We start from the raw sequence: 19,300 nt of genomic DNA, 5'->3' as shown, positions 1-19,300 counted from the left end.
TAAATTTGATAGCTTAAATGATATTTTTTTATCAAATGCAGACAGGCCCTGACCTGCAAGACATCGACGGCAACTCAGGGGGAAACGGCCCGCAGCGGGGCCGGCGATCAGATATTTTCTTTGGTAATCAGATCAAAGCGGTTAATGATCTGCATAAAACCAGGGTGTTCGCCGCCGCCGGCGGCGACAAAGGTGTTGATGACCGACGCGGCGAATTCATGAATGCGATGCGTCAACATCAGATCCAGCGTGCCGTCGATCAACGCCATCTCCGCGTTTTCCACCGGGCCATGACAAACCAGCATCACGTCGTGCTGCCTGCCGCTCTCCCGCAACGCGGCGATAATCCCTTCCACGCCGCCGCAGGGCGCGTACAACGCCACCAATTCGGGGTGCTGCGCCAATATGCTCAAGGTTACCTGTCTGGCGCTTTCGGCCCGTTCATAGCTGCGTAGCGGCTCCAGCACCCGGTGACCACTCAGGTGTTCGCGCAGGTAAGAGCGAAAACTGATTTCGCAGGTTTCCTGACACAGGAAGCGATTATCGCCGATGATAACCCCAATTTTCCCCTGATTTCGACACATGCGCTCTACCGACCAGGCCGCGGTGCGACCGGCCTGCTGGTTATCCAGGCCAACATAACCGGCCCTGCTGTGCACCGACAGATCCGACAGCAGCGTAAACACCTTAACGCCCAGGCGACTGGCTTCTTCGACCGCATAACGGATCATCGGGTTATCCAGCGCTACCACCCCCATCACATCCATGCTCTGGCTCAGTTGCGTAATGGCAGCGGCGGTATCGCCTACCGCGCTGATGTCATGAAAAATGAACTGCGGCGGATGGGCCGGATCGCAGTACGGCGCGGCCTGTTCCAGCAGGCTTTCCGCTAACTGCGCATAGAAAGAATGTTCGCGGCGCAGCAGGATAAAGCCCATTTTGAGCCGCACCGGCGACTGCCCGGCCGCCTCAAACAACCGGTGAGACTTTTCGAGGGCAAAACCCAGTTTTTTCGCCGCCGCAATAACTTTGCGCTCCGTTTCCGGCCGTACCGCAGCACGCTGGTTTATCACCCGATCAACCGTGGCGATGCCGACCCGTGCCTCCCGGGCGATGGCGCTCATGGTGGTTTTCTTGCCTGCCATACTCTTCCTCATCATGATTTTGATAAAAACTATCATGGTGTCGATGACGGAGGAAACCCGGCCAGGGGTTTTGTGTGATCGGGCGCGTTAATAGCGAGTTGAGTCGTTGTGGGGAGCGGTAGAAAGCTCGAAATGAACGTTTTTGGGGCAGGTGAAGCAACAATTGAACTGCTGCTATTTTCGCCATAACGCATAGTCTGATTTTATCCCCCGGAGCGAATCATGATATCGACAAAATCCGACGCCATCGAGTATGCGGCACCCAATGCCACCCAGTGGCCGGCGATCCTGAACATAGTGTTCGCCGGTATTGCGGCAGCCCTGCAGGTTGGCAAAGCAACGATTGCACTACCGGAGTTGCAACGCGAGTTCGGCCGCTCGCTGGAGTCATTAAGCTGGATAATCTCGGCCTTCCCTTTCGTTGGCGTGTTCAGCGGCATTCTTGTCGGCATTTTGGTCCGTCGCTGGGGCGATCGCCGCTTGCTGTGCCTTGGACTGGTGATTATCAGTGCCGCCAGCTTTGTCGGCGCCGGCCTGCATAACTTCAACGGACTGATCGCCACGCGGTTTATTGAGGGCCTGGGTTTCGTCATCGTAGTGGTCGCCGCCCCAGCGATTCTCAATCGCGTGGTTCAGCCGCAAAAACGTAATCTGGTGTTTGGCATCTGGAGCACCTTTATGCCGGCGGGTATCGCCCTCTCAATGTTTTTTCGGCCCGTTGCTCGGCGGCTGGCAACAAAGCTGGATGGCGAGCGCCCCCATAGCGATAAGCGGCATCGTCGCTAATGCCGGCTGGTCCGCACCCGCCGCAATGGTACTGGCCGCCGCCGCGTTGGGGGTAGCGTTGGCATCGCGACTATCAACCCGACAGTAACAGTAAAAGAGGCCGCTTTTGCGGCCTTGTATTCCCATAGTGATTATTTCACTCGCCACATTCGGTATTGGCCCCAGAAGCCATTTTCCGCAAGGTATTCCTGATCTGTTCCATCGGCGATGATATCGAGGGTTTTTCTCAACCCCATCGACAAAACATTGCAGTCATTGCTCACTTTCAGTTTTTGTGGGCCTTTATCCAGAAAGGAACGCTGTAATCGCTGTGATACTGTGGTTATCAGGATGACCACAGTTATATGGGAGCGAAAATGGCCGTATCTATTGAAGAAACCGCGGTAACCGATACCGGTTTTGCTGCGCTGGTGACGGCGTTGGACGACTACCAGCAACCGCTTTACCCCGCCGATTCGTTCTATTCGGTGTCGGTTGAGGAAATGACGTCGGAAACCTGCGCTTTTGTCGCAAAAAGCGCGGGCGACTATGCGGGTTGCGGCTGCCTGTATATTTCTGAGGGTAAAATTGCGGAGATCAAACGCATGTACGTCGATCCGCGTTTTCGCGGGCAAGGTATTGCGCACCGATTGATCGAGGTAATCGAGCAGAAAGCGCAATCGCTGGGATATGGCGAACTGTATTTGGAAACCGGCGTTAACCAACCCGAAGCGATTAGCCTGTACCGAAAAGCCGGCTACCGACAGACAACGCGCTTTGGCAATTACTCGCCTGATCCACTGAGCATTTATATGATGAAACGCCTGTTAGGTTAGGCGTGATGAAAGACATCCGATCTGAGCGGGAGATTCAGCGGCCGGCGTTTAAGCTTATGGATCTCCGCCGTACTTTCCTCGCCCGAACGCAACGTCTGAACAGCGTAATGTTATTTTTATCCGCCGTGTTCCGCATACCCTGGCAAGTCACTACAGTTATCTTGATGGATATGGCCAATGGTGCTCCAGCCCTGACAAGGACAACGCGCCCGTGGCCATCAGGTAAATCACCAAACCGCCAAAAGCGATCGCAACCATTATCTCAATGAATCTAAGTCGTTTATGCTCAATCATTTGCCTACCTCTGCGTTTCAGGTGAAAATACGTTCTCCTAAAACGTAGATAACCCGCCTCTTCTCATCAAGGCGAACTCACAAAATGAAACACAATCAATAAGGTTTATTGATAATTCATACAAAAATCCGTGAGCAACCCGGCTTACAGGCTAGAGACCCCCCGTTCACCAACAATCCGCTAACTGTTAAGTCATTGTGATGCTATGGTTTGTTTTTCACTGCTCGTCAATGTCGGTGAGCGCCAAGATTCACCGATAAAATCTATCATCAGAGGGACTGATATGATGTCTAAAGGTATTTCAAAGGGATTCTTTATTCTGATCCTTTTCATCGTAACCGCCGCTTTTCTGGACGTATTGGGTCCCTACTATTCGTCAGTGCTCTGGGCCATCATATTGGCCGTGATTTTCCACCCATTGAAAAACAAGCTTAAGCAATACCTTGGCGACCGCAACGGTCTGGTCTCGTTGTTAACATTGCTGGTGATCTGCCTGATTGTGTTCACCCCGTTGGCGATCATCGCTTCGTCGCTGGCGCTTGAATTCAACGTTCTCTACGAAAAGCTGCAAAACAACAATACCCAACTGCCTGCGATGCTGGCCGAAGTGATGCAGCATTTACCCAGCTGGGCACGGCATTTTCTGGCGGAGCATAACCTCGACAGCGCCGCGGAAATACAAAAGCAGCTTTCCGAAGTGGCGCTCAAGGGCGGGCAATTCCTGGCGGGCAGCGTATTCCTGATCGGCAAAGGCACGTTCAACTTTGCCGTCGGTTTTGGCATCATGCTCTATCTGCTGTTCTTCCTGCTGAAAGACGGCCCCTATCTGGTGAGACTGGCGCTTGAAGCGCTGCCGCTGTCCGAGCACGTTAAACACCACCTGTTCGTGAAGTTCGCCGCCGTGTCCCGCGCTACGGTGAAAGGCACCGTGGTGGTGGCGATTGTGCAAGGCGCCCTCGGCGGTCTGGCATTTTACATCACCGGCATCGATGGCAGTTTGCTGTGGGGCGCGCTGATGGCCTTCCTGTCCATCATCCCCGCCGTCGGTTCCGCCATTATCTGGGTGCCGGCAGCCATCTATTTCTTCGCTACCGGCATGTTGTGGCAAGGTGCATTCCTGGTCGGGTTCTTCGTGGTGATTATCGGGCTGGTTGACAATATTCTGCGCCCGCTGCTGGTCGGCAAAGACACCAAGATGCCGGATTACCTCATCCTGATTTCCACGCTGGGCGGGATGGAGATTTACGGCATCAATGGCTTCGTTATCGGCCCGTTGATCGCCGCGTTGTTCATCGCCTGCTGGAATATCCTTTCCGGCCGCGACAGTGAGGAGACCACCGACGAGATTGATGAAGCCTTTATCGAAGAAGGCAAGAATCATCCTGATGCCGGTTAAGCTGCGTTGAAGCATTGGTTTTGTTAATTCCGGGGGCCTGTTCAGGCCCCCAACGTTTGCCATCGCGTTACGCCGAACCCCTTATGTTATCCTTGAGCTTGCGTTGTAACACTCACAGGGAAGACCGTGTTGAGCCATGCTTATCTTATATGCCACATTAGCAATAATCTTTACTCTGCTGTTTCTGCTGTCTTTTATCTATTGCGCCTACCAAATGTCGAAAGACGGTGACGTCAAATTCAAGGCATCCTTCGCGGTGCTCATCTTGTCGTTGCTGGCCTTTTACTGCGCCTATGGCTATGTCAGTACCTACCTGAAACAGCAGGAAGTGGACATAAAGCTTTATTAGCCGGGGGTCAGTATCAGGGTAGAAACGCCGTTTAGGGGATAGGGTTAACGTCATCGTGCAGCAGCCCCAGAAAGCGGCTGAGAGAGGCTTGATTGTTAATGTAAAAGGGGTGATATTTTCATCCTTATCTCTCGAAAAGGATGTCCCATGAGCGCCGCCTGGATCAAAGCGTGGTTTACCTTCGCCACCGTTTACACCTGCATTGCCCTCAGCAAAGAAATAAGTGAACAATTCTTCGCCTGTGCTCAATGGCCCAAATTTGTCGGCGCTATCAGCATGGTCGCCATTGCTTGGGCTGCACGCGCCAAACTGAAAGAAATGAAATAAGGACGTTGATCATAAAAAATGGGAGCCCAGAGGCTCCCGTTTTTATTCAAATTGACTCGGCCTAAATAGCGTTGACGCGTTTTCCCCCGCTCATTCAGGTGCTCAGGGACGGAATTCCAATATAGGATTTTTCAAGGCATCATAAACGGCTGGTGAAGGCGGTTTGGGAAAACGGGCCTTTGTGGCCGCCTTTATCGCTGCACGACAAAGATCAGGGTCACCCTCTTCGGCTCGCACAGCTAAAAGCATCCCATCCGGTGCCAGCATAATTCTTAAAGCGCATCGCTTACCGGTATATGAGCCGGTATCTTGAAAATGGCTTTGAATAGCGGATTGTATCTGCATAGCATACTGGCTGGCCTCCGCCCCAGGTTGAGGCGCTGTTTTACCTTCGAAGGCGGCAAACATCGCATCGACACCCTCATCAGACGGCACAGGTTTATTCACGGAACTCGTCTTCGCACACCCCGTCAACAACAGCGCGGCGATAACAAGCGATAATGCCGGTGCACAAATCTCAAGCCCCAAATGAACTCTCTTCATGATTCCCTTCTTTAATAGAATATCCACAGGAAAGAATAATAAACCAACACAGGCAAATTTAAGCAGGCTTAGATCACTGTATTGCAAACCTACATTAGGAAAGCGCATGCCATCAGGCGTTCGAGGCAGAAGAAAAGCCCCGACGGATACCAGGGCTTGAATGACTGCCGGTGACTGTCACTTCAAACCGGGGCGCATTCAGTTTACTCAGGGTAGAATCAAAACTATTGAGTCGCCCTGATGTTTGAGTTTGGCTGTAAATTAACTTCCCCACCGTTTATTCGTTGGGTCCTTCTCCTTATTCTCTTCCAGAGAAAAAGTGCCATTCTGCTGAGCAATTGCCTCGCCGGTATCAACAATCGCATTCTGGATAAACACACCATCACTGCCTTTATCATTCTTAATAAAAGTCAACTGATGAAATGCTGTTTTACTCCCCCAGTCGGCGGACGGCAAGGAAACAAATCTTATGGTATAAGTCTGTTCTTGAAATCCACCCTGCAGCACATAGAGTCCATAATGGTCTTCCCCCTGCGAAATGATTTTATAGACGCCGTTATCGTAGTAATAAATCTCAGCATCAGGGAAAGGTTTTTTCTCATACATCTTGCGATAATGTAGCACTTGCTTGTACGTTGGGTTGCCAAAGCCTGTTTCAAGCTTCCCATTCACCGTTTTGGTGGTCGCAGCATCCGTATTCGCTGCACTTACAGAAATTAAGGCAACCAGCGTCATAGCCAACATGGTTTTCATATCACTCTTCCATATTAAATTATCCGTTAGGCATTCAAAGATAGCCAAAATTAATGCCCAGCACAATGAAACAGCGGGCGAAAATCATATTAAACTCAATGTCACACAATGCGTTACCTTTCATTTCATCTTGTTACTTTCAAAGTTGATATCACCTGGCGCATAAAATCACAGGAGGACAGACAAATACCAACCAAGATAAAAATAAGCACACTAATATTTAATAAGAACAAGGGTAATAAACGCAATAACAATCGTTCGTGGCAACATAGATAAAAACATTCGAAGTCATAGCTCACGGTCTTTGCGGCGATTGCGCCTTCCATGCCCTTAACAATCAGGTCGGCCACTTCGAACCAACCCATGTGGCGCAACAGTAGATGGCTATTAATAACAAATTGAATTTAATTATTTCGATTTAAACAGTAAGTTTGCATCATTTGACACTGTTTATAACCCATTGATTTCAAGAAATGCTTATCGGGTTTTGATAATGTTTTTTTGCTCCTATACACAGTTATGGGGTGTAGGGATGAGGGGCGAATCCTCTCATGCTGATCAGAAACCCTTCGAGAAACATCCCCTATACTTACCCTAAATCCGCACCGAAAAGGGGTGGTTATGTGTGGACGATTTGCCCAGGTACAGACCTGCACCGACTATCTCGACGTGCTCGCCTCCGACCTTGAATTTGCCAGCACGCTGGATAATGTTCCGATCGGTCGCTACAACGTGGCGCCAGGTACCCGAGTTCTGATGCTTAACCAGCGAAACGATAAGTTGCACCTCGATCCTCTCGAGTGGGGTTACGACCCTGAATGGTGGAAAGAAATGGAACGCCAGCCGGTTATCAATGCACGCATTGGAACCGCAGCCACTACAATGCGCCGTAAATCCACGCTTGGATAACGGGGACTTACGGCGAAATATTCCGACGGGCGGTATTGTTATTTACAGCACATCATCAGGGAGAGTCTATCGTTTATTTCTCAACCACCTGATCTTTTGGTTCATAGCTAAAGATCGCATCTGTCGATTGTTGCACGCTGACGCCTTTAGGGAGCTCAATTTTAACGATAGGTAAAATTTTACCTGTTGTATTTTTGTAGCTACGCTGATCCTGCTGTGCATACACTAGTCCCCCTCCATTCAGGTAAAACAGTGCTTCAATGGGTATGCCCTTCGGATTATTTTCATCCCAAGGTTTAACCATAATTTCGTTATAATTTAATCCATTTCCAAGATACGGCATCGCGAGCAATGTCTGATAAAACGCATCAGCCGGTTTTTTTGCCGTAGGTCTGACATCAAATGCACATACCCCCCAGGCTGACCTTCTGGCAATCGCTTTATTTAACTGATGAGCGGTAAATACGCCAAAGTCCTGACATGACTGCCCTTTCTCAGGCGAAGGAGGCGAACCACAGTAGTTTCCCTGTCTCCCCCACGTATTTGCATCGAGCGCATAAGAGCATAATACCGAAACCTGTTCGTCCTCTGCTGGCGTCATTTTACCCGGAAAAAGAATAAACCCGTTGGCACTAGCAATTGTAGTGTTGAATTTAGCATCCTTACGCAAGTAAGAGAATGACACACCATTGTTTTTTATCGATGATGGATTGAGCCTCCAGAAATCAACTCCGGGTCTCGTCCCTCTCATTAACACGCCGGAGCAAAGAAATGCTGGAGATTGCTCATCTCCACAGTCTTTGGCTATGTTATTGTATTGTGCAGTCAGTACATCAGCAATATCATCTTTTACCTCCGAACTGACTTCTGATTCTGCAGCAAATACATTTGCCGAAAAAAACACCATTCCAAGAAGTGAAATAACGGTAGTTCGTTTCATAAGCCCTCTCTTAAAATTAAATTCGCATTGAAATTTCATCATCATATGTAATTACCATGAGTGTTATTTTGACTGAACTTCAATATGAATTTTTTCACCGAAATTATCATGTCGCAACTATCAAAAGAGATAGTTGTCAGTCTCTGGCTGTACACTAGTCTTGTAAATAATAAAATTTCACCGATTAAATAAATGGAATGGTAACCATGGCTTCAGTTGACTTATATGATTTTTATTCAAGCTTTACCGTGGATAGTTTTGATGATATCCACAGGCTTCTTCACTCGATGAAATCAGCTATAGAGGTTGAGTGGTATTATCTTATTTATTCAGATACTAAAAATGAAATAAAAAACCCAATTATTATTACAAATTATGATGAGTCTTTTTTAAAAGAACAAAGTGAAAAACAGTGCATAAGTCAGAATCCCGTCGTGGAATATTGCTTGCACAACATTATCCCGCTAGTGTGGAGCGGGAACACGATGGAGACAAAATCAACTTTTTTTCATGATCTTAAAAGATATGGAATTCACCATAGTGTATCTTTCCCCCTGCATGGTATCAACAATGAATTTGGGATCCTGATGCTGTCATTTCATTGCAATGAGAGTGACTGCATTAATAAAATAAATAAATATATCGGTAGATCGATTGCGTTACGGGATGCAATAGTACATTACTTTCACATACTAAAATGCAAACGTAATACCATTACGTTAAGCAACAGAGAAAAAGAAATTTGCTCCTGGTATCTGATGGGTAAAACAACTTGGGAAATTTCAAAAATAATCAACTGTTCAGAATAAAATGTTAACTTCCACTTTAAAAAAGTACGTCAGAAATTCAACACAAATTCAAGAAGTGCCGCCATTATTAAAGCCATACAAACTGGCCAACTCACATTATAAATGCTGTATTTCTGATGGTTCCGACACTAGAAAGCAAATGAAAAACCTCAAAGTGAAGTGTACGTTTCCGGTTCATTCATATTGACAGGTAGAGGGGGTCTGCATTGTCCTGAGGTGAGAACATCACCTCTGTTCAGGTGGCCAAATTCATTAAATTACTACAAGAAGAATGTTTAAGCCCTTATGGAATCATGGATATGCGCTAGTGATGGCTGATGTAGTACTCGTTCAGGTCGATGCGTGAACTGATGTAATCAGCTGGAGGAGTTGGGAAACCCGTCGGCACTTTGTCTGATAACAACGGGAGTTCGAATTTTCGCGGGTTTGGTGTTGGATAAAAGAAAATCATAACGTTTCCTTGTTGCTGTTTTTTATATAGTACAAGCGAAAGCTTTTTGTGGTGGAAAGCTCTGGCAAACATCAAAAATTCAGTACATTAATCGGCAAATAAAGATGGTTTTTGGAGAGTTGCCGGGGTCCATCCCGGCCATGCTGATGTGCGGTTTGATAGCAGTATCGCGTCGTTCTCTGTTACCTGGTTCAAACAACGAGCACTCGCAAACGTACCGTTACAGACGTTAAGATTGCCCGCTTAGGCAAGGTAAGTGGTACCAATCCAGAGATAGTTTGATGTTCCACTCAGGTCAACCAATGCCCCTGTAGGAGATACTCCAGCTTGCATAACCCGGCCATCTTCGTACCCCATTACTTCGCCAGTCAACGCATTAAACAGCCCGGCGGATGACACAAAATCAGCGTAAGACAATTGAGTCGCGACAACGTAACTTCCTGAGGTTGGTAGAATTACATTCGTTGCAACGCACTTCCACGGATTGGAAATAATGGTCAATAGATACATGAGACATATGTCAAAACCCTGCACCTCCGACTAGCCAGTTGTCCATTAATTAAAGCACCCGGATGTTAGTATTGCTCTCGCCAAAAGTGGGAATGATTATGGACTTCCGCTCCTCGCTCAAAAATGCCACTCAGCCTTACTCAATATGAGTATAGGTTTAGGTAAGTATCAAAATGACCAAGTTTTGATAACCGTTGCAGTTTGAATAATAAAAAACGGGAACCCTAAGGCTCCCGTTCTTATTCAAACACCATTACATGTGTTTAACGATAGCGGCGCAAACCATCAATATTTCAGCAATTTAGCGCCATCCATCAGGCGTTCGAAGTCATAGGTCACGGTCTTGGCAGCGATTGCGCCTTCCATGCTTTTAACAATCAGGTCTGCCGCCTCGAACCAGCCCATGTGACGCAGCAATATAATGCAATATTCGTTTTAACCATATGTTTTATATAAGTAAAGCTCAAAGTAACTTTGGAAAATACACCTGAATTTCATGATCGGTAAATCTTAGGGATTTCAAAAGGTTGCTTTGAATTTTACTGAAAGTATTTGTATGTATTTTAATCACAAAAGTCAATTAACAATCCTGGCTAAAATTTAACAACAGGAACTCTATGACATCCACAATCTTCGTTATCTGCCTTATCCTTGCCGCCGTTATGGTGATGATACACCCGGCGTTCTGCATCCCCTTCCTCATCGCTGCCTACATGCTTGCAGGCAAGGGCCGTATGGTTCTGGACAGTAACACCAGTATTATCCTTGGAATCGTTGGATTTTTCTTTGTTCTGTTCATCTTCGCCGCTATCCATCAGTCACTAAAATGATATTAGAGTGAATGGTTCTTTTAAATTGGAGCCCTACCCCCCCATAACATGGGGATTGCCATCAATAACTTTTATAGAATTATGTAAGGATAAGAAAGAGGGAATATTTGACATGTAAAGTTCTGTCCCTCATAAGTTGCTTCCACTTATCAAATCCCAACCAATACCAATGAAAAATACGAACCACTATTTTGGCTCGTATTTTTATCATGATAATTAATACTTTTGCAAGTACTTAACATCGTCACAATAATTAAAAGCACCACCAGCAGAAGTGCGATAAACCATCATAATCGATATCTCGTTGCCATTAAACCCCATTAGTACGAAGTTAATATCATAATCTGCACCGGGATACGCACCGTCGTTGTCTCCAAAGAAATGGCTTCTATTTAAATCAATCATATAGTCTGAATTACCAAAGCTTATTCTTAATATCATGTCATCAAAGTCCGCCGCTGTAAATTCAGTATATGCCCAATTGGCCGTTGAACCTGAACTCAACTTCTGTGCGGCTGGATTGATATTTTCTGCATTGATAATTAATTTATTTACTGAAATCTGAGCGCCTGTAACATTTGTCACGTATAGATTACCCATTTCATCCTCCAGAAATCATAGTATTGATCGCAGAAAAAATAATATACAGGCTATGTTTATTATTCGATAAAATAGCCTGATAAAACAGCATGGCAGATAATCACTAGAATGCAAACCACTCCAAAAAGTATATCTCACAAACGAGAATACAGTGCAATCTCGGTGGTTACAACATCCTGTACGTCGCTTTTAAAAGCAGGTCAATTATTCAATAAGTTAATAATTCCGACAGATCTCTATTTTATATTGTTATTATTTCCAAGCCCATTATACACCGCCCATTTAATTTTAGACGACCAAAACAATCCTTCGTCAGCGCAGAAAAAGTGTCAGATCAAGCATGAAAAAAACACAAGTAAACATCACTTATTAAAATACGGATTCACCCTCTCAACCGCCTGCTGCACTAGCTTATTACGCTGCGCCATAAAGCGATCTATCCTCTCTATTCTGCTCTGCTGCCCGTTGCATTGCTTACTCCGGCCTGTTCAACAGTTACACCCGGCGTCGGTGTGACTTCAGTCTCGCCCGTTTTAACCTGCTCAACAGTCGCGACAGCCTGCACTCCAGGTTTTTCAGCACCAGCAGGAACCACCACTTCATCTGAAATCTCCAGTTCCCCCAGACTTTCGAGGTAGGCTTCAAGTTCTTCTGCCGTCTCATTACCCGTTAAATTATCAATATCCACGTCATTACTCCTGCATGTCTATTTGTCGGATGGAACCGAAATGGAAAGGCGTATCGCTGCCCGTGAGAATAAGCGCTCTGATGCCAAAGTGCATAGCGGCACAAACAAAAATGCCCGCACGAGGCGGACAATTACTCAAAGAAAAGCACAACAACACTGATCTTGACCGAGGGAAATAAAAAAGCCCCGCTTTTTAGCGGCGAGGCTTGATATCATTTCGAAATTTAGGGCGTATTATTTCTATGTTCAAGCAAAAAATGAGGTATCCATAATGAATGGGCTCCATTTTGCTTTTCTAAATTTAACTCTATTGCTGGTTACTACAGTTCAGCGCCCGAGCAAAACCACAATCAGACTAGCTATGCTTGGTTGCACTATAGCTATCTTTCACACTGGCCACATCCTATGGATGTTAGGAGCATCCTGGAAAGAAATTCTCGCCTATATGATGTCTGGCGAAATGAATTTCGTTCAAATCATCGTGCTTATTCTAATGATATTGCAGCTTATTTTATCAAATTTGTATTCCTCTCTGCAGGGAGAATACTCGATATTATTAGAAAAGAAAGGTTTGGCACTTGGCCTCCCCTATCAAGCCTCTTTGGAAGAGAATCATAAAGGTATGGTGTCGATCTCGCCCTGAATAGTTTGCAGCATCTGGTCATTCAACGCATTAATCTCAGCAGACACGTTCTCCATCTGCTGCAATATCTGCCCCGTCTGCGCCTGCGTATGAGCATCACTGAAGCGCTGGCCGTTAGCTAATGCCTGATTACGTTCTGCCTGAGCAGAAATCCGCTTGCTTTCCGCTTCCAGCTTGGCAACCTTCCCTGCAATCTCCCGCATCGCCAGCTCTTGCTGTGCTTGTTGCATTTGCTGCTCTTGTTATGCCGCCTGCTGCTCTTCTGGCATCATTTCGTCTGGCGCTTTCGGTGTGTCCGCTCAATGAACTCCTGCTTGTTCGGAACATCCAGCAATTCCACCCACATATCCAGCACTGTCGCCTGCACTTCCGGCGACAGGCCGGTAATCACCTGAGACATCCGCGCTGCCAGTTGAGATTTATACGCCGGCGTCTGCTGAATAGGTGCCAGGGCGATATGAGCGCGTAGCCGTGATACGTCGTTATTCATCGGCCCCTGCTCATCCTTGACATTCAGCATGATCTCTTTACGGTGCCGCTTATCATCCCTGTTGATCACCACTTTGTGATTACGACGGCGGCTCAAGTCCTCCAACAGATACGATAACAACAGCTGACCCACCTGCTGGCAGGCGAATTGGTAGTTGTCGTTGATTTCTGCCGGTGTCGTGGCACCTTGCTCTCTACCAGATTGCTTATAGCGATGCCACTCGAGGCGCTGGAGTCCTGCCCCAGAAACGCGGAGTACACACCCATGCCGTCCTGAATAAGTTTCATGGACTCCTGCATCACCATAAATTGCTGCTGGGCGACTTGAAAATCCTGCTGCACCGTCATGGGCCTGGCCGCCACTTCCATTGACGTCTGATGATATAACGAAGTTTATGCCATACCCAACTATCAAGTCCTCAAGCGGCCACTTGCTTTAGCCCACATAAAGTAGCTCACCCAGCTCCGCAGAACTGGATTCATCCACTCGATGGCCTTCGCCGACATCTTCGATTACATTGGAAGTGTTCTACACCCGGGCCCGCCGCCGCAGTCTCCTCGGCGATGTCAGTCCGGAGATCGTCGAACAGACCTCGTCGTGAGGGTAGGAATATCTACTGTCGTGGGGACAGTCCAAGTGGCTAAGGTCCATGTCTGCATTCCCCGGTCCGAATGACCTTTTTGAGGCACTTACCACAGCGCTCCCCCCTTTGTCTCCAGGGGAAAATACATGTTCTCATCGCATGCGACTTTCACCTTAAAGGGTACGTAAGAAGTGGACAAGCGCTTTGTTGACTTCTCTAGGCGCCTCCTGTTGCAACCAGTGTCCTGCTCCAGGAATTACCTCAGCGGAACGCAATTGAGGCACCAGCTCGGGCATCGCCTTAATGATTTGGTCCATACCAGGGATAGCAAGACCCGTATCTCGCTCACCTATGAGGAAGAGTGCGGGTACCTCGACTCGCTTTCCTACGAAAGCGCCCTGTAGCATCCAATTCCGATCCAAATTCCGGTAGTAGTTGAGCCCCCCTCGAAAGCCGCTCTTCCGAAAGCTCCCCACGAAAATGTCCAGATCGGCTTGTTTAAGCCAAGATGGGAGTACCTCAGGATCTGGAAGCGAGTCGAGCAGCCCCTGTCCTCGATCTACCATTCCAAATGGATTAGGGGTGTTTGGATCAGATCGAGGCCCAGCATCTCCAGATGCTGCGAAGTAGATTTTCCGAAGGGTTGAAGCGGTGTCCCTATCGAACTCTTGTTCGGCTACGTTTGACTGACTGAAGTAGTGAGTGTAGAAGCTTGCCGTCGCGGTTTGCGGGAATATCTGACTCGGTGCAACCGGCGCACGTCCCATCATCGGTACACCAAGCGCAACCACAGCACGGAATCGATCGGGCCGCACCTGCGCGGCTTGCCAGGCAATCGTTGCGCCCCAATCCCCTCCCACGATCACCGCTTCACTCACCCCTTCGGCATCGACAAGGGCAACAAGGTCACTCACGATATCTAAAGTAGTGAAATCAGCTACGTTGGCTGGACTATCGCTGTTGCCGTAACCTCGTAAATCGGGCGCTACCGCTCGAAAACCTGCTTCGGCAAGTGCAGACAATTGATGCCGCCAGGCATAGGCTGTCTCAGGAAAACCATGGCAAAGGATCACCAAGGGGCCTTCGCCCGCTTCGGTGATTTGAATCTGGAGCCCATTGGCCTCCACATAGCGCTGGTTATAATCGCTCATCAATAATCCTCACTCAAATTTTTGGATGAAAGTCTGTTATCGTAACTATTACTGTTACACAAAAATTTGAGTTTATTATGGCATACGACACCCGCCTTGCCCGTTTACTTCATGTGTTAATCCACATGTATTTGCGTGGAGGGACCACAACGTCCGAAAACCTCGCCAAGATGTTACACACCAATGCGGTAGTTGTACGTCGGATTATGGCCGCTCTGCATGACGCTTGTCTTGTCACTTCAAAAGGGGGGCGTAATGGGGGATGGTCACTCACGCGAGATTTGAGCGCCACGACCGCAAAGGATGTGTATGACGCGATCCCTCACGGCGCGGTCTTTACCATTGCTCCGGCCGATGACAATCCTCAATGCCCGGTGGAAAGCCTTGTGAATAGATTTATCGTCCAGGCTATGCACGATTCAGAGCAAGTCCTGCTGGCTCGATTAGAAGGGCATACACTATCCGAGCTTGCGCAGATGATTTCTTTACTCCCTGGGGACTTATCGCATAAATAGAAAAAAACCTGTGAATTGTACTCAATAGTGCAACGTGAAATAGGGAATGATCTGGCGTTGCTGCCCGCCACCGGCAATTCAGGTAGATTCACTGCGGAAGGTTTACGACCAGTGATAGCCTATCTTGATGACGGACGGGGCGCGCGTGGGGTCACCAGGGGAAGCTGCCCCTCGGGAAGTTTCGGATTATCGACAATGGTCGCAAGCTTGAAGATAAAGCGCGCTGGACGCTAGACAATATCGTTGACGTCTACATCACCGAGCCACTTGATGGTGATTAGCTCGGACGAGCGTTCAGGTCGGACTAAAGCTCTATAGCACGATATGTATTTAACGGTTCCAAATAATCGATGACCATGCCCCCCTCTCCCTGCCGGTGAGGGGGGCATGGCTGTAAGCAGTGAGAAAATTACCGATCAGACGTTAAGTATCTGGGTGATAAAATCACGGGACAGGGCAAAAACCTGCTTACGGTTTTTCTCCAGCACCATCATGTGGGTAGCTTCACCTATCTCCACCCAACGTTTCCACGGTGCGCCGGTAGCGCGCAGGAACCAGTTCAGTGTGGCATTAACAGGTACATCCTGATCCCACTCGCCATGCAGAAGAAGGACCGGAACCCTGATATCCCCCGGATCGTAAACAGGAATACCCACTGACCAGTAGTCTCGGGTATCCTGGATAGGGCCAGTGCTGGCGCGGATTTTACGCTGCACCTTTAACTGCGGATTGGGCTCGTCAGAAAGCGTTTGTGTGGCCCACTGGCTGAATCCTCCTGAAGGGATCAGGTCATGTTTTTTCTCGTCAGGTACGCTCCTCAACCAGCGGGCTTCGATGGCATCAATGTCGATGTCTCGCCATGCTCCAATGGCACCGCCGGGGTCGAGCGCAGGCTTGCCTTCCTGAAGCCACTGCGGCGCGATCAATGTAAGCCGGCGCACTTTCCAGGGATTAAGCGTGGTATAGAGTGCTGATACGGTTCCGCCCCACGACATACCAATGATATTAAGCTGTGTCAGATCCTGTTGCTGAAGGATGAAATCAATGGCATTGCCGAGATCGCCTGCTGCTACCTCGGCGCGCGCGGAAGGCGGATTTTCCAGAGCAGGGGCATCGAATGAAGCCATTCTGGATGCGCCACCGTAACCGCGAACATCAAGGGCCCAAACGTCCATACCGGAGGCGGCGAGATAATCCATAAAGGATTCACCTTCAATTTGCGTATCAAATAGACTCCCTGATGAATAGGTCGCGCCGTGCATCAGGATCACCGTATGCGCAGTGTCGAATACGCTTATATCGGCCAACCGCCGATGACGCAACCACAGCTTAATGTCTGTGGTATCTGAATCGATAGCGAAAGCCTCACTAAACAGTGGCATTAAAGATGACATGTTCTTCTCCTGTTATGCGTGCTGCCAGTACAGCTGGTCATTTATGGATACGCATTTTCCGACAGAGCGATCCGGAAAATGTGAGGTGAAAACCAGTGCGCCGGTCTCTGCGGCAAAACTCAGCATGTCCCGGCGGGATTGCTGCGCAGTATCGGGAAACTCGCAGTAGCTACTGTTCCACTGCGGCAGACAGACCTGCAGAGGGCTATGCGCAATATCTCCCCAGAACAGAGCGGTTTCCCCCCCGCGTGACATGCTGAAAGCTAAGTGAGCAACGCTGTGCCCCGGAGTCCTGTGAATACACAGTCCGGGAAAAATCTCAGCCGCGTGTTCATCCAGCAGCACTGCCTGCCCCGATGCCACCACCGGGATAACACTGTCCTCCAATGCACCAATGCTCGGTCGCATTACATTTTCTGGATCCTGATAGAAGGTGTATTCCTGTGCAGAGAAGTAGTAACGGGCATTTGGGAATGTAGGTATCCATTCCCCCTCACAATAAATCGTATTCCAGCCCACGTGATCGACGTGAAGATGCGTCAGCACCACGGCGTCCACCTGCTCAGGAGTAACTCCGGCGCTTCTTAGTGCTTTCAGCCAGTCACTCTTCATCTGATGGAATTTAGGGTTACCCGGACGATCCTTGCCGTTACCGGAAGCTGTATCAATAATGATGAACTTACCGTCTCTTTCAACAAGCCAGCTGTGCGTGCTGAGCGTTAGTGTTTCAGTTTGCAGGTCTATGCAGTTCGGTTTGAGATGTTCAGCGAACGCTGAAACTGTCTGACGATTCCATTGCGGAAACAGGGACGTCGCCGGAATGCCGGTACTCTGCTGTTCCGGGATTTTTGTGATTTTTGCTCCGGCTACTTGCCAGGTTAACAGGTCATTCATAAGCCTTTCCTTTCGTTTATTTACTGCTGATGGCATTATCTTCGCATTTGCGAAACATGATGAACAACTGGGCAGCAGGCAAACTTAAATTGCAAATAGAGCAACGATAAGGTGGTTTATGGATAAATTTTCCACAATGCGCAGTTTCTTACGGGTTGTAGAAACCGGCGCCTTCATACGTGCGGCTGAAAGCCTCGGATTACCTAAATCAACGGTGACGCGACAAATCCAGGCACTGGAAGCAGAGCTGGGTGTAAAACTGCTGCACCGCTCATCTCGCAGGCTCCGTCTGACTGAACAGGGAGAGGCGTACTATAAAGGGGCTCAGGACCTGCTGATACAGGCCGAAAGGCTTGATAATAGCGTGTCAGGCTCTGATGCAACGTGGCGTGGGCAGTTGAGGGTTGAGATGCCAGGTGCATTGGCGTACTGCCTGATTATCCCTCGCATTCCTGATTTCATGAACCGCTATCCGGACCTGCAGGTCATCACAAGCATTGGTAATCGTACCAGCGACCTTATAGATAATCAGATTGACTGCGTGATCCGTGTTGGTGCGTTGCGTCATGATACGCTCATTTCACGCTCGCTCGGTACATTGCCGATGGCTGTTTGCGCCGCACCACAATATCTGGAAAAGAATGGGAGACCTACTCACCCGTCTGAGCTTTTGAAGCATTATCTGATTCAGGTCAGGTCACCGCAAAGCGGCAGGAGTTTTGAGCACCAACTGGTAAAAGATAATGGATCTTTTGCCATTCAAGGGCCGTTTCAGATTTCCGTAAACGATGCTTTTGCGGCATTGTGTGCTGCACGGGCGGGATTAGGCATTGTAACAACCTACGCATTTCTGGTGAAAGATGCGTTAATAAAAGGGGAACTTGTCAGCCTGTTTGATGAGTGGAAAGTGGATAAACTGCCGGTTCATATTGCATGGCCTGAAAACCGCCAGCTTGCGCCACGGGTCAGGCTCTTTTCCGACTGGGTCCGGGGACAGTTTAATGATATGGCAATAACTGACCTCAATTAACGTCTTCTGTGTCAAACCGCACTCAGTCTTCGGACGGAATATCTGATGGCTGTCTGCTGGCCGCTGCCAGCTTACGGGCCTGTTCGACATGAGGCAGATTTTCAATTGCCCACTCCCTTAGGGGGGCTAGTAAAATTACCAACGACTCACCGAGGGGGGTGATGCTGTATTCTACCTTGACGGGTACCGCAGCAAACACCGTCCTCGTGACCAGTCCGTTGCATTCCAGTTTCCGCAATGTATGTGTTAGCACCTTCTGACTAATTCCCTCTATAGCGCGTTTTAGCGCGTTGAAGCGCACCGGATGTTCTCTCACTGCCATCAGCACAAGCATTGACCACTTGTCGGCAAGTTGATCCAACAATTCGCGAGTCGGGCACGCGATAGAAAATGGCCCTCGTAAATCCATGGTTACCTCAAGGTTTCTAAGTGACATTCTGGTATCTAATTGATAC

19 protein-coding genes and 4 pseudogenes are annotated in these 19,300 nt (G+C 48.4%); 10 read left to right on the top strand and 13 right to left on the bottom strand.

Going from position 1 to position 19,300, the window contains the following annotated elements; all coding sequences use genetic code 11:
• Positions 1 to 107: 107 nt before the first annotated feature.
• Positions 108 to 1,145, bottom strand: coding sequence for a LacI family DNA-binding transcriptional regulator (locus JEM67_RS11835; RefSeq protein ID WP_199638952.1), 1,038 nt, complete (start codon positions 1,143 to 1,145; stop codon positions 108 to 110).
• A gap of 222 nt (positions 1,146 to 1,367) precedes the next feature.
• Here JEM67_RS11835 and JEM67_RS11830 point away from each other — a divergent pair, with 222 nt between their 5' ends.
• The 5 genes from JEM67_RS11830 (at position 1,368) to JEM67_RS11810 (ending at position 5,112) form a co-directional block, all read left to right on the top strand.
• The gene (locus JEM67_RS11830) at positions 1,368 to 1,931 is read left to right on the top strand and encodes an MFS transporter (RefSeq protein ID WP_233527862.1); all 564 of its coding nucleotides are present in this window, start codon (positions 1,368 to 1,370) and stop codon (positions 1,929 to 1,931) included.
• 356 nt (positions 1,932 to 2,287) lie between these two features.
• Positions 2,288 to 2,746: a GNAT family N-acetyltransferase gene (locus JEM67_RS11825; RefSeq protein ID WP_199638950.1), complete on the top strand. Its 459-nt coding sequence runs from the start codon at positions 2,288 to 2,290 to the stop codon at positions 2,744 to 2,746.
• Positions 2,747 to 3,323: 577 nt separating this feature from the next.
• Complete coding sequence (locus JEM67_RS11820; protein WP_199638948.1) at positions 3,324 to 4,436, top strand: AI-2E family transporter; 1,113 nt, start codon at positions 3,324 to 3,326, stop codon at positions 4,434 to 4,436.
• A gap of 136 nt (positions 4,437 to 4,572) precedes the next feature.
• Complete coding sequence (locus tag JEM67_RS11815; protein WP_013812545.1) at positions 4,573 to 4,785, top strand: hypothetical protein; 213 nt, start codon at positions 4,573 to 4,575, stop codon at positions 4,783 to 4,785.
• A gap of 147 nt (positions 4,786 to 4,932) precedes the next feature.
• Positions 4,933 to 5,112, top strand: coding sequence for a hypothetical protein (locus JEM67_RS11810; RefSeq protein WP_199638946.1), 180 nt, complete (start codon positions 4,933 to 4,935; stop codon positions 5,110 to 5,112).
• 102 nt (positions 5,113 to 5,214) lie between these two features.
• Here JEM67_RS11810 and tolA read toward each other — a convergent pair whose 3' ends face one another.
• From tolA to JEM67_RS11795, 3 genes and pseudogenes are all read right to left on the bottom strand, one after another.
• Positions 5,215 to 5,763, bottom strand: coding sequence for a cell envelope integrity protein TolA (tolA, locus tag JEM67_RS11805; RefSeq protein ID WP_199638944.1), 549 nt, complete (start codon positions 5,761 to 5,763; stop codon positions 5,215 to 5,217).
• 153 nt (positions 5,764 to 5,916) lie between these two features.
• Positions 5,917 to 6,408 (bottom strand): hypothetical protein, encoded by a 492-nt coding sequence (locus JEM67_RS11800; RefSeq protein ID WP_199638942.1) that lies wholly within the window; start codon positions 6,406 to 6,408, stop codon positions 5,917 to 5,919.
• Positions 6,409 to 6,689: 281 nt separating this feature from the next.
• Positions 6,690 to 6,785 (bottom strand): annotated as a pseudogene (locus JEM67_RS11795) (hypothetical protein); the annotation flags it as partial.
• A gap of 244 nt (positions 6,786 to 7,029) precedes the next feature.
• On the opposite strand from JEM67_RS11795, the pseudogene JEM67_RS11790 reads away from it, so the two are divergent.
• A pseudogene (locus tag JEM67_RS11790) lies at positions 7,030 to 7,290 on the top strand (SOS response-associated peptidase family protein); the annotation flags it as partial.
• A gap of 100 nt (positions 7,291 to 7,390) precedes the next feature.
• Here the strand turns inward: JEM67_RS11790 and JEM67_RS11785 are convergent.
• The gene (locus tag JEM67_RS11785; RefSeq protein WP_233527861.1) at positions 7,391 to 8,257 is read right to left on the bottom strand and encodes a hypothetical protein; all 867 of its coding nucleotides are present in this window, start codon (positions 8,255 to 8,257) and stop codon (positions 7,391 to 7,393) included.
• Between the two features lie 206 nt (positions 8,258 to 8,463).
• Here JEM67_RS11785 and JEM67_RS11780 point away from each other — a divergent pair, with 206 nt between their 5' ends.
• Positions 8,464 to 9,066 carry a helix-turn-helix transcriptional regulator gene (locus JEM67_RS11780; protein ID WP_233527860.1) on the top strand — a complete coding sequence of 201 codons (603 nt, stop codon included), beginning with the start codon at positions 8,464 to 8,466 and terminating at the stop codon, positions 9,064 to 9,066.
• A 1,246-nt stretch (positions 9,067 to 10,312) separates the two neighbouring features.
• Here JEM67_RS11780 and JEM67_RS11775 read toward each other — a convergent pair.
• Positions 10,313 to 10,447, bottom strand: a pseudogene (locus JEM67_RS11775) (NADP-dependent isocitrate dehydrogenase); the annotation flags it as partial.
• 197 nt (positions 10,448 to 10,644) lie between these two features.
• On the opposite strand from JEM67_RS11775, the gene JEM67_RS11770 reads away from it, so the two are divergent.
• The gene (locus JEM67_RS11770) at positions 10,645 to 10,857 is read left to right on the top strand and encodes a hypothetical protein (protein WP_199638935.1); all 213 of its coding nucleotides are present in this window, start codon (positions 10,645 to 10,647) and stop codon (positions 10,855 to 10,857) included.
• A 216-nt stretch (positions 10,858 to 11,073) separates the two neighbouring features.
• On the opposite strand, the gene JEM67_RS11765 is transcribed toward JEM67_RS11770, so the two are convergent.
• From JEM67_RS11765 to JEM67_RS11750, 4 genes and pseudogenes are all read right to left on the bottom strand, one after another.
• Positions 11,074 to 11,457, bottom strand: coding sequence for a hypothetical protein (locus tag JEM67_RS11765; protein ID WP_199638933.1), 384 nt, complete (start codon positions 11,455 to 11,457; stop codon positions 11,074 to 11,076).
• 445 nt (positions 11,458 to 11,902) lie between these two features.
• The gene (locus JEM67_RS11760) at positions 11,903 to 12,145 is read right to left on the bottom strand and encodes a hypothetical protein (RefSeq protein WP_199638931.1); all 243 of its coding nucleotides are present in this window, start codon (positions 12,143 to 12,145) and stop codon (positions 11,903 to 11,905) included.
• Positions 12,146 to 12,757: 612 nt separating this feature from the next.
• Positions 12,758 to 13,619, bottom strand: a pseudogene (locus JEM67_RS11755) (portal protein); the annotation flags it as partial.
• Between the two features lie 415 nt (positions 13,620 to 14,034).
• Positions 14,035 to 15,012, bottom strand: a complete 978-nt coding sequence (locus tag JEM67_RS11750; RefSeq protein ID WP_426406356.1) for an alpha/beta fold hydrolase — start codon at positions 15,010 to 15,012, stop codon at positions 14,035 to 14,037.
• 77 nt (positions 15,013 to 15,089) lie between these two features.
• Between JEM67_RS11750 and JEM67_RS11745 the strand changes: the two genes are divergently transcribed.
• A complete protein-coding gene (locus JEM67_RS11745; RefSeq protein ID WP_426406344.1) occupies positions 15,090 to 15,527 on the top strand; it encodes an RrF2 family transcriptional regulator in 438 nt (145 codons plus the stop codon).
• Positions 15,528 to 15,943: 416 nt separating this feature from the next.
• Here the strand turns inward: JEM67_RS11745 and JEM67_RS11740 are convergent, their stop codons facing one another.
• Together JEM67_RS11740 and JEM67_RS11735 are read right to left on the bottom strand one after the other, a co-directional pair.
• Positions 15,944 to 16,921 carry an alpha/beta hydrolase gene (locus JEM67_RS11740; protein WP_199638925.1) on the bottom strand — a complete coding sequence of 326 codons (978 nt, stop codon included), beginning with the start codon at positions 16,919 to 16,921 and terminating at the stop codon, positions 15,944 to 15,946.
• Between the two features lie 12 nt (positions 16,922 to 16,933).
• The gene (locus JEM67_RS11735) at positions 16,934 to 17,815 is read right to left on the bottom strand and encodes an MBL fold metallo-hydrolase (protein WP_199638923.1); all 882 of its coding nucleotides are present in this window, start codon (positions 17,813 to 17,815) and stop codon (positions 16,934 to 16,936) included.
• 118 nt (positions 17,816 to 17,933) lie between these two features.
• Between JEM67_RS11735 and JEM67_RS11730 the strand changes: the two genes are divergently transcribed.
• Complete coding sequence (locus tag JEM67_RS11730) at positions 17,934 to 18,845, top strand: LysR family transcriptional regulator (RefSeq protein ID WP_199638921.1); 912 nt, start codon at positions 17,934 to 17,936, stop codon at positions 18,843 to 18,845.
• A 22-nt stretch (positions 18,846 to 18,867) separates the two neighbouring features.
• On the opposite strand, the gene JEM67_RS11725 is transcribed toward JEM67_RS11730, so the two are convergent.
• Entirely contained in the window at positions 18,868 to 19,254 is a 387-nt protein-coding gene (locus JEM67_RS11725; RefSeq protein ID WP_013814503.1) for a winged helix-turn-helix transcriptional regulator, read from the bottom strand.
• Positions 19,255 to 19,300 lie beyond the last annotated feature (46 nt).

Source organism: Serratia sp. PAMC26656 (genome assembly GCF_016469055.2).
GTDB classification, from domain to species: Bacteria; Pseudomonadota; Gammaproteobacteria; order Enterobacterales; family Enterobacteriaceae; genus Serratia; species Serratia plymuthica.
Note: the sequence above shows the minus strand (reverse complement) of the source record. Positions and strands in the feature narration are given on the sequence as shown.

Bases quoted from the DNA above. Each gene is read 5' to 3' on its own strand.
- JEM67_RS11835 (WP_199638952.1), bottom strand. From the start codon at position 1,145: ATGGCAGGCAAGAAAACCACCATGAGCGCCATCGCCCGGGAGGCACGG.
- JEM67_RS11830 (WP_233527862.1), top strand. From the start codon at position 1,368: ATGATATCGACAAAATCCGACGCCATCGAGTATGCGGCACCCAATGCC.
- JEM67_RS11825 (WP_199638950.1), top strand. From the start codon at position 2,288: ATGGCCGTATCTATTGAAGAAACCGCGGTAACCGATACCGGTTTTGCT.
- JEM67_RS11820 (WP_199638948.1), top strand. From the start codon at position 3,324: ATGATGTCTAAAGGTATTTCAAAGGGATTCTTTATTCTGATCCTTTTC.
- JEM67_RS11815 (WP_013812545.1), top strand. From the start codon at position 4,573: ATGCTTATCTTATATGCCACATTAGCAATAATCTTTACTCTGCTGTTT.
- JEM67_RS11810 (WP_199638946.1), top strand. From the start codon at position 4,933: ATGAGCGCCGCCTGGATCAAAGCGTGGTTTACCTTCGCCACCGTTTAC.
- tolA (WP_199638944.1), bottom strand. From the start codon at position 5,763: ATGCGCTTTCCTAATGTAGGTTTGCAATACAGTGATCTAAGCCTGCTT.
- JEM67_RS11800 (WP_199638942.1), bottom strand. From the start codon at position 6,408: ATGAAAACCATGTTGGCTATGACGCTGGTTGCCTTAATTTCTGTAAGT.
- JEM67_RS11785 (WP_233527861.1), bottom strand. From the start codon at position 8,257: ATGAAACGAACTACCGTTATTTCACTTCTTGGAATGGTGTTTTTTTCG.
- JEM67_RS11780 (WP_233527860.1), top strand. From the start codon at position 8,464: ATGGCTTCAGTTGACTTATATGATTTTTATTCAAGCTTTACCGTGGAT.
- JEM67_RS11770 (WP_199638935.1), top strand. From the start codon at position 10,645: ATGACATCCACAATCTTCGTTATCTGCCTTATCCTTGCCGCCGTTATG.
- JEM67_RS11765 (WP_199638933.1), bottom strand. From the start codon at position 11,457: ATGGGTAATCTATACGTGACAAATGTTACAGGCGCTCAGATTTCAGTA.
- JEM67_RS11750 (WP_426406356.1), bottom strand. From the start codon at position 15,012: ATGAGCGATTATAACCAGCGCTATGTGGAGGCCAATGGGCTCCAGATT.
- JEM67_RS11745 (WP_426406344.1), top strand. From the start codon at position 15,090: ATGGCATACGACACCCGCCTTGCCCGTTTACTTCATGTGTTAATCCAC.
- JEM67_RS11740 (WP_199638925.1), bottom strand. From the start codon at position 16,921: ATGTCATCTTTAATGCCACTGTTTAGTGAGGCTTTCGCTATCGATTCA.
- JEM67_RS11735 (WP_199638923.1), bottom strand. From the start codon at position 17,815: ATGAATGACCTGTTAACCTGGCAAGTAGCCGGAGCAAAAATCACAAAA.
- JEM67_RS11730 (WP_199638921.1), top strand. From the start codon at position 17,934: ATGGATAAATTTTCCACAATGCGCAGTTTCTTACGGGTTGTAGAAACC.
- JEM67_RS11725 (WP_013814503.1), bottom strand. From the start codon at position 19,254: ATGGATTTACGAGGGCCATTTTCTATCGCGTGCCCGACTCGCGAATTG.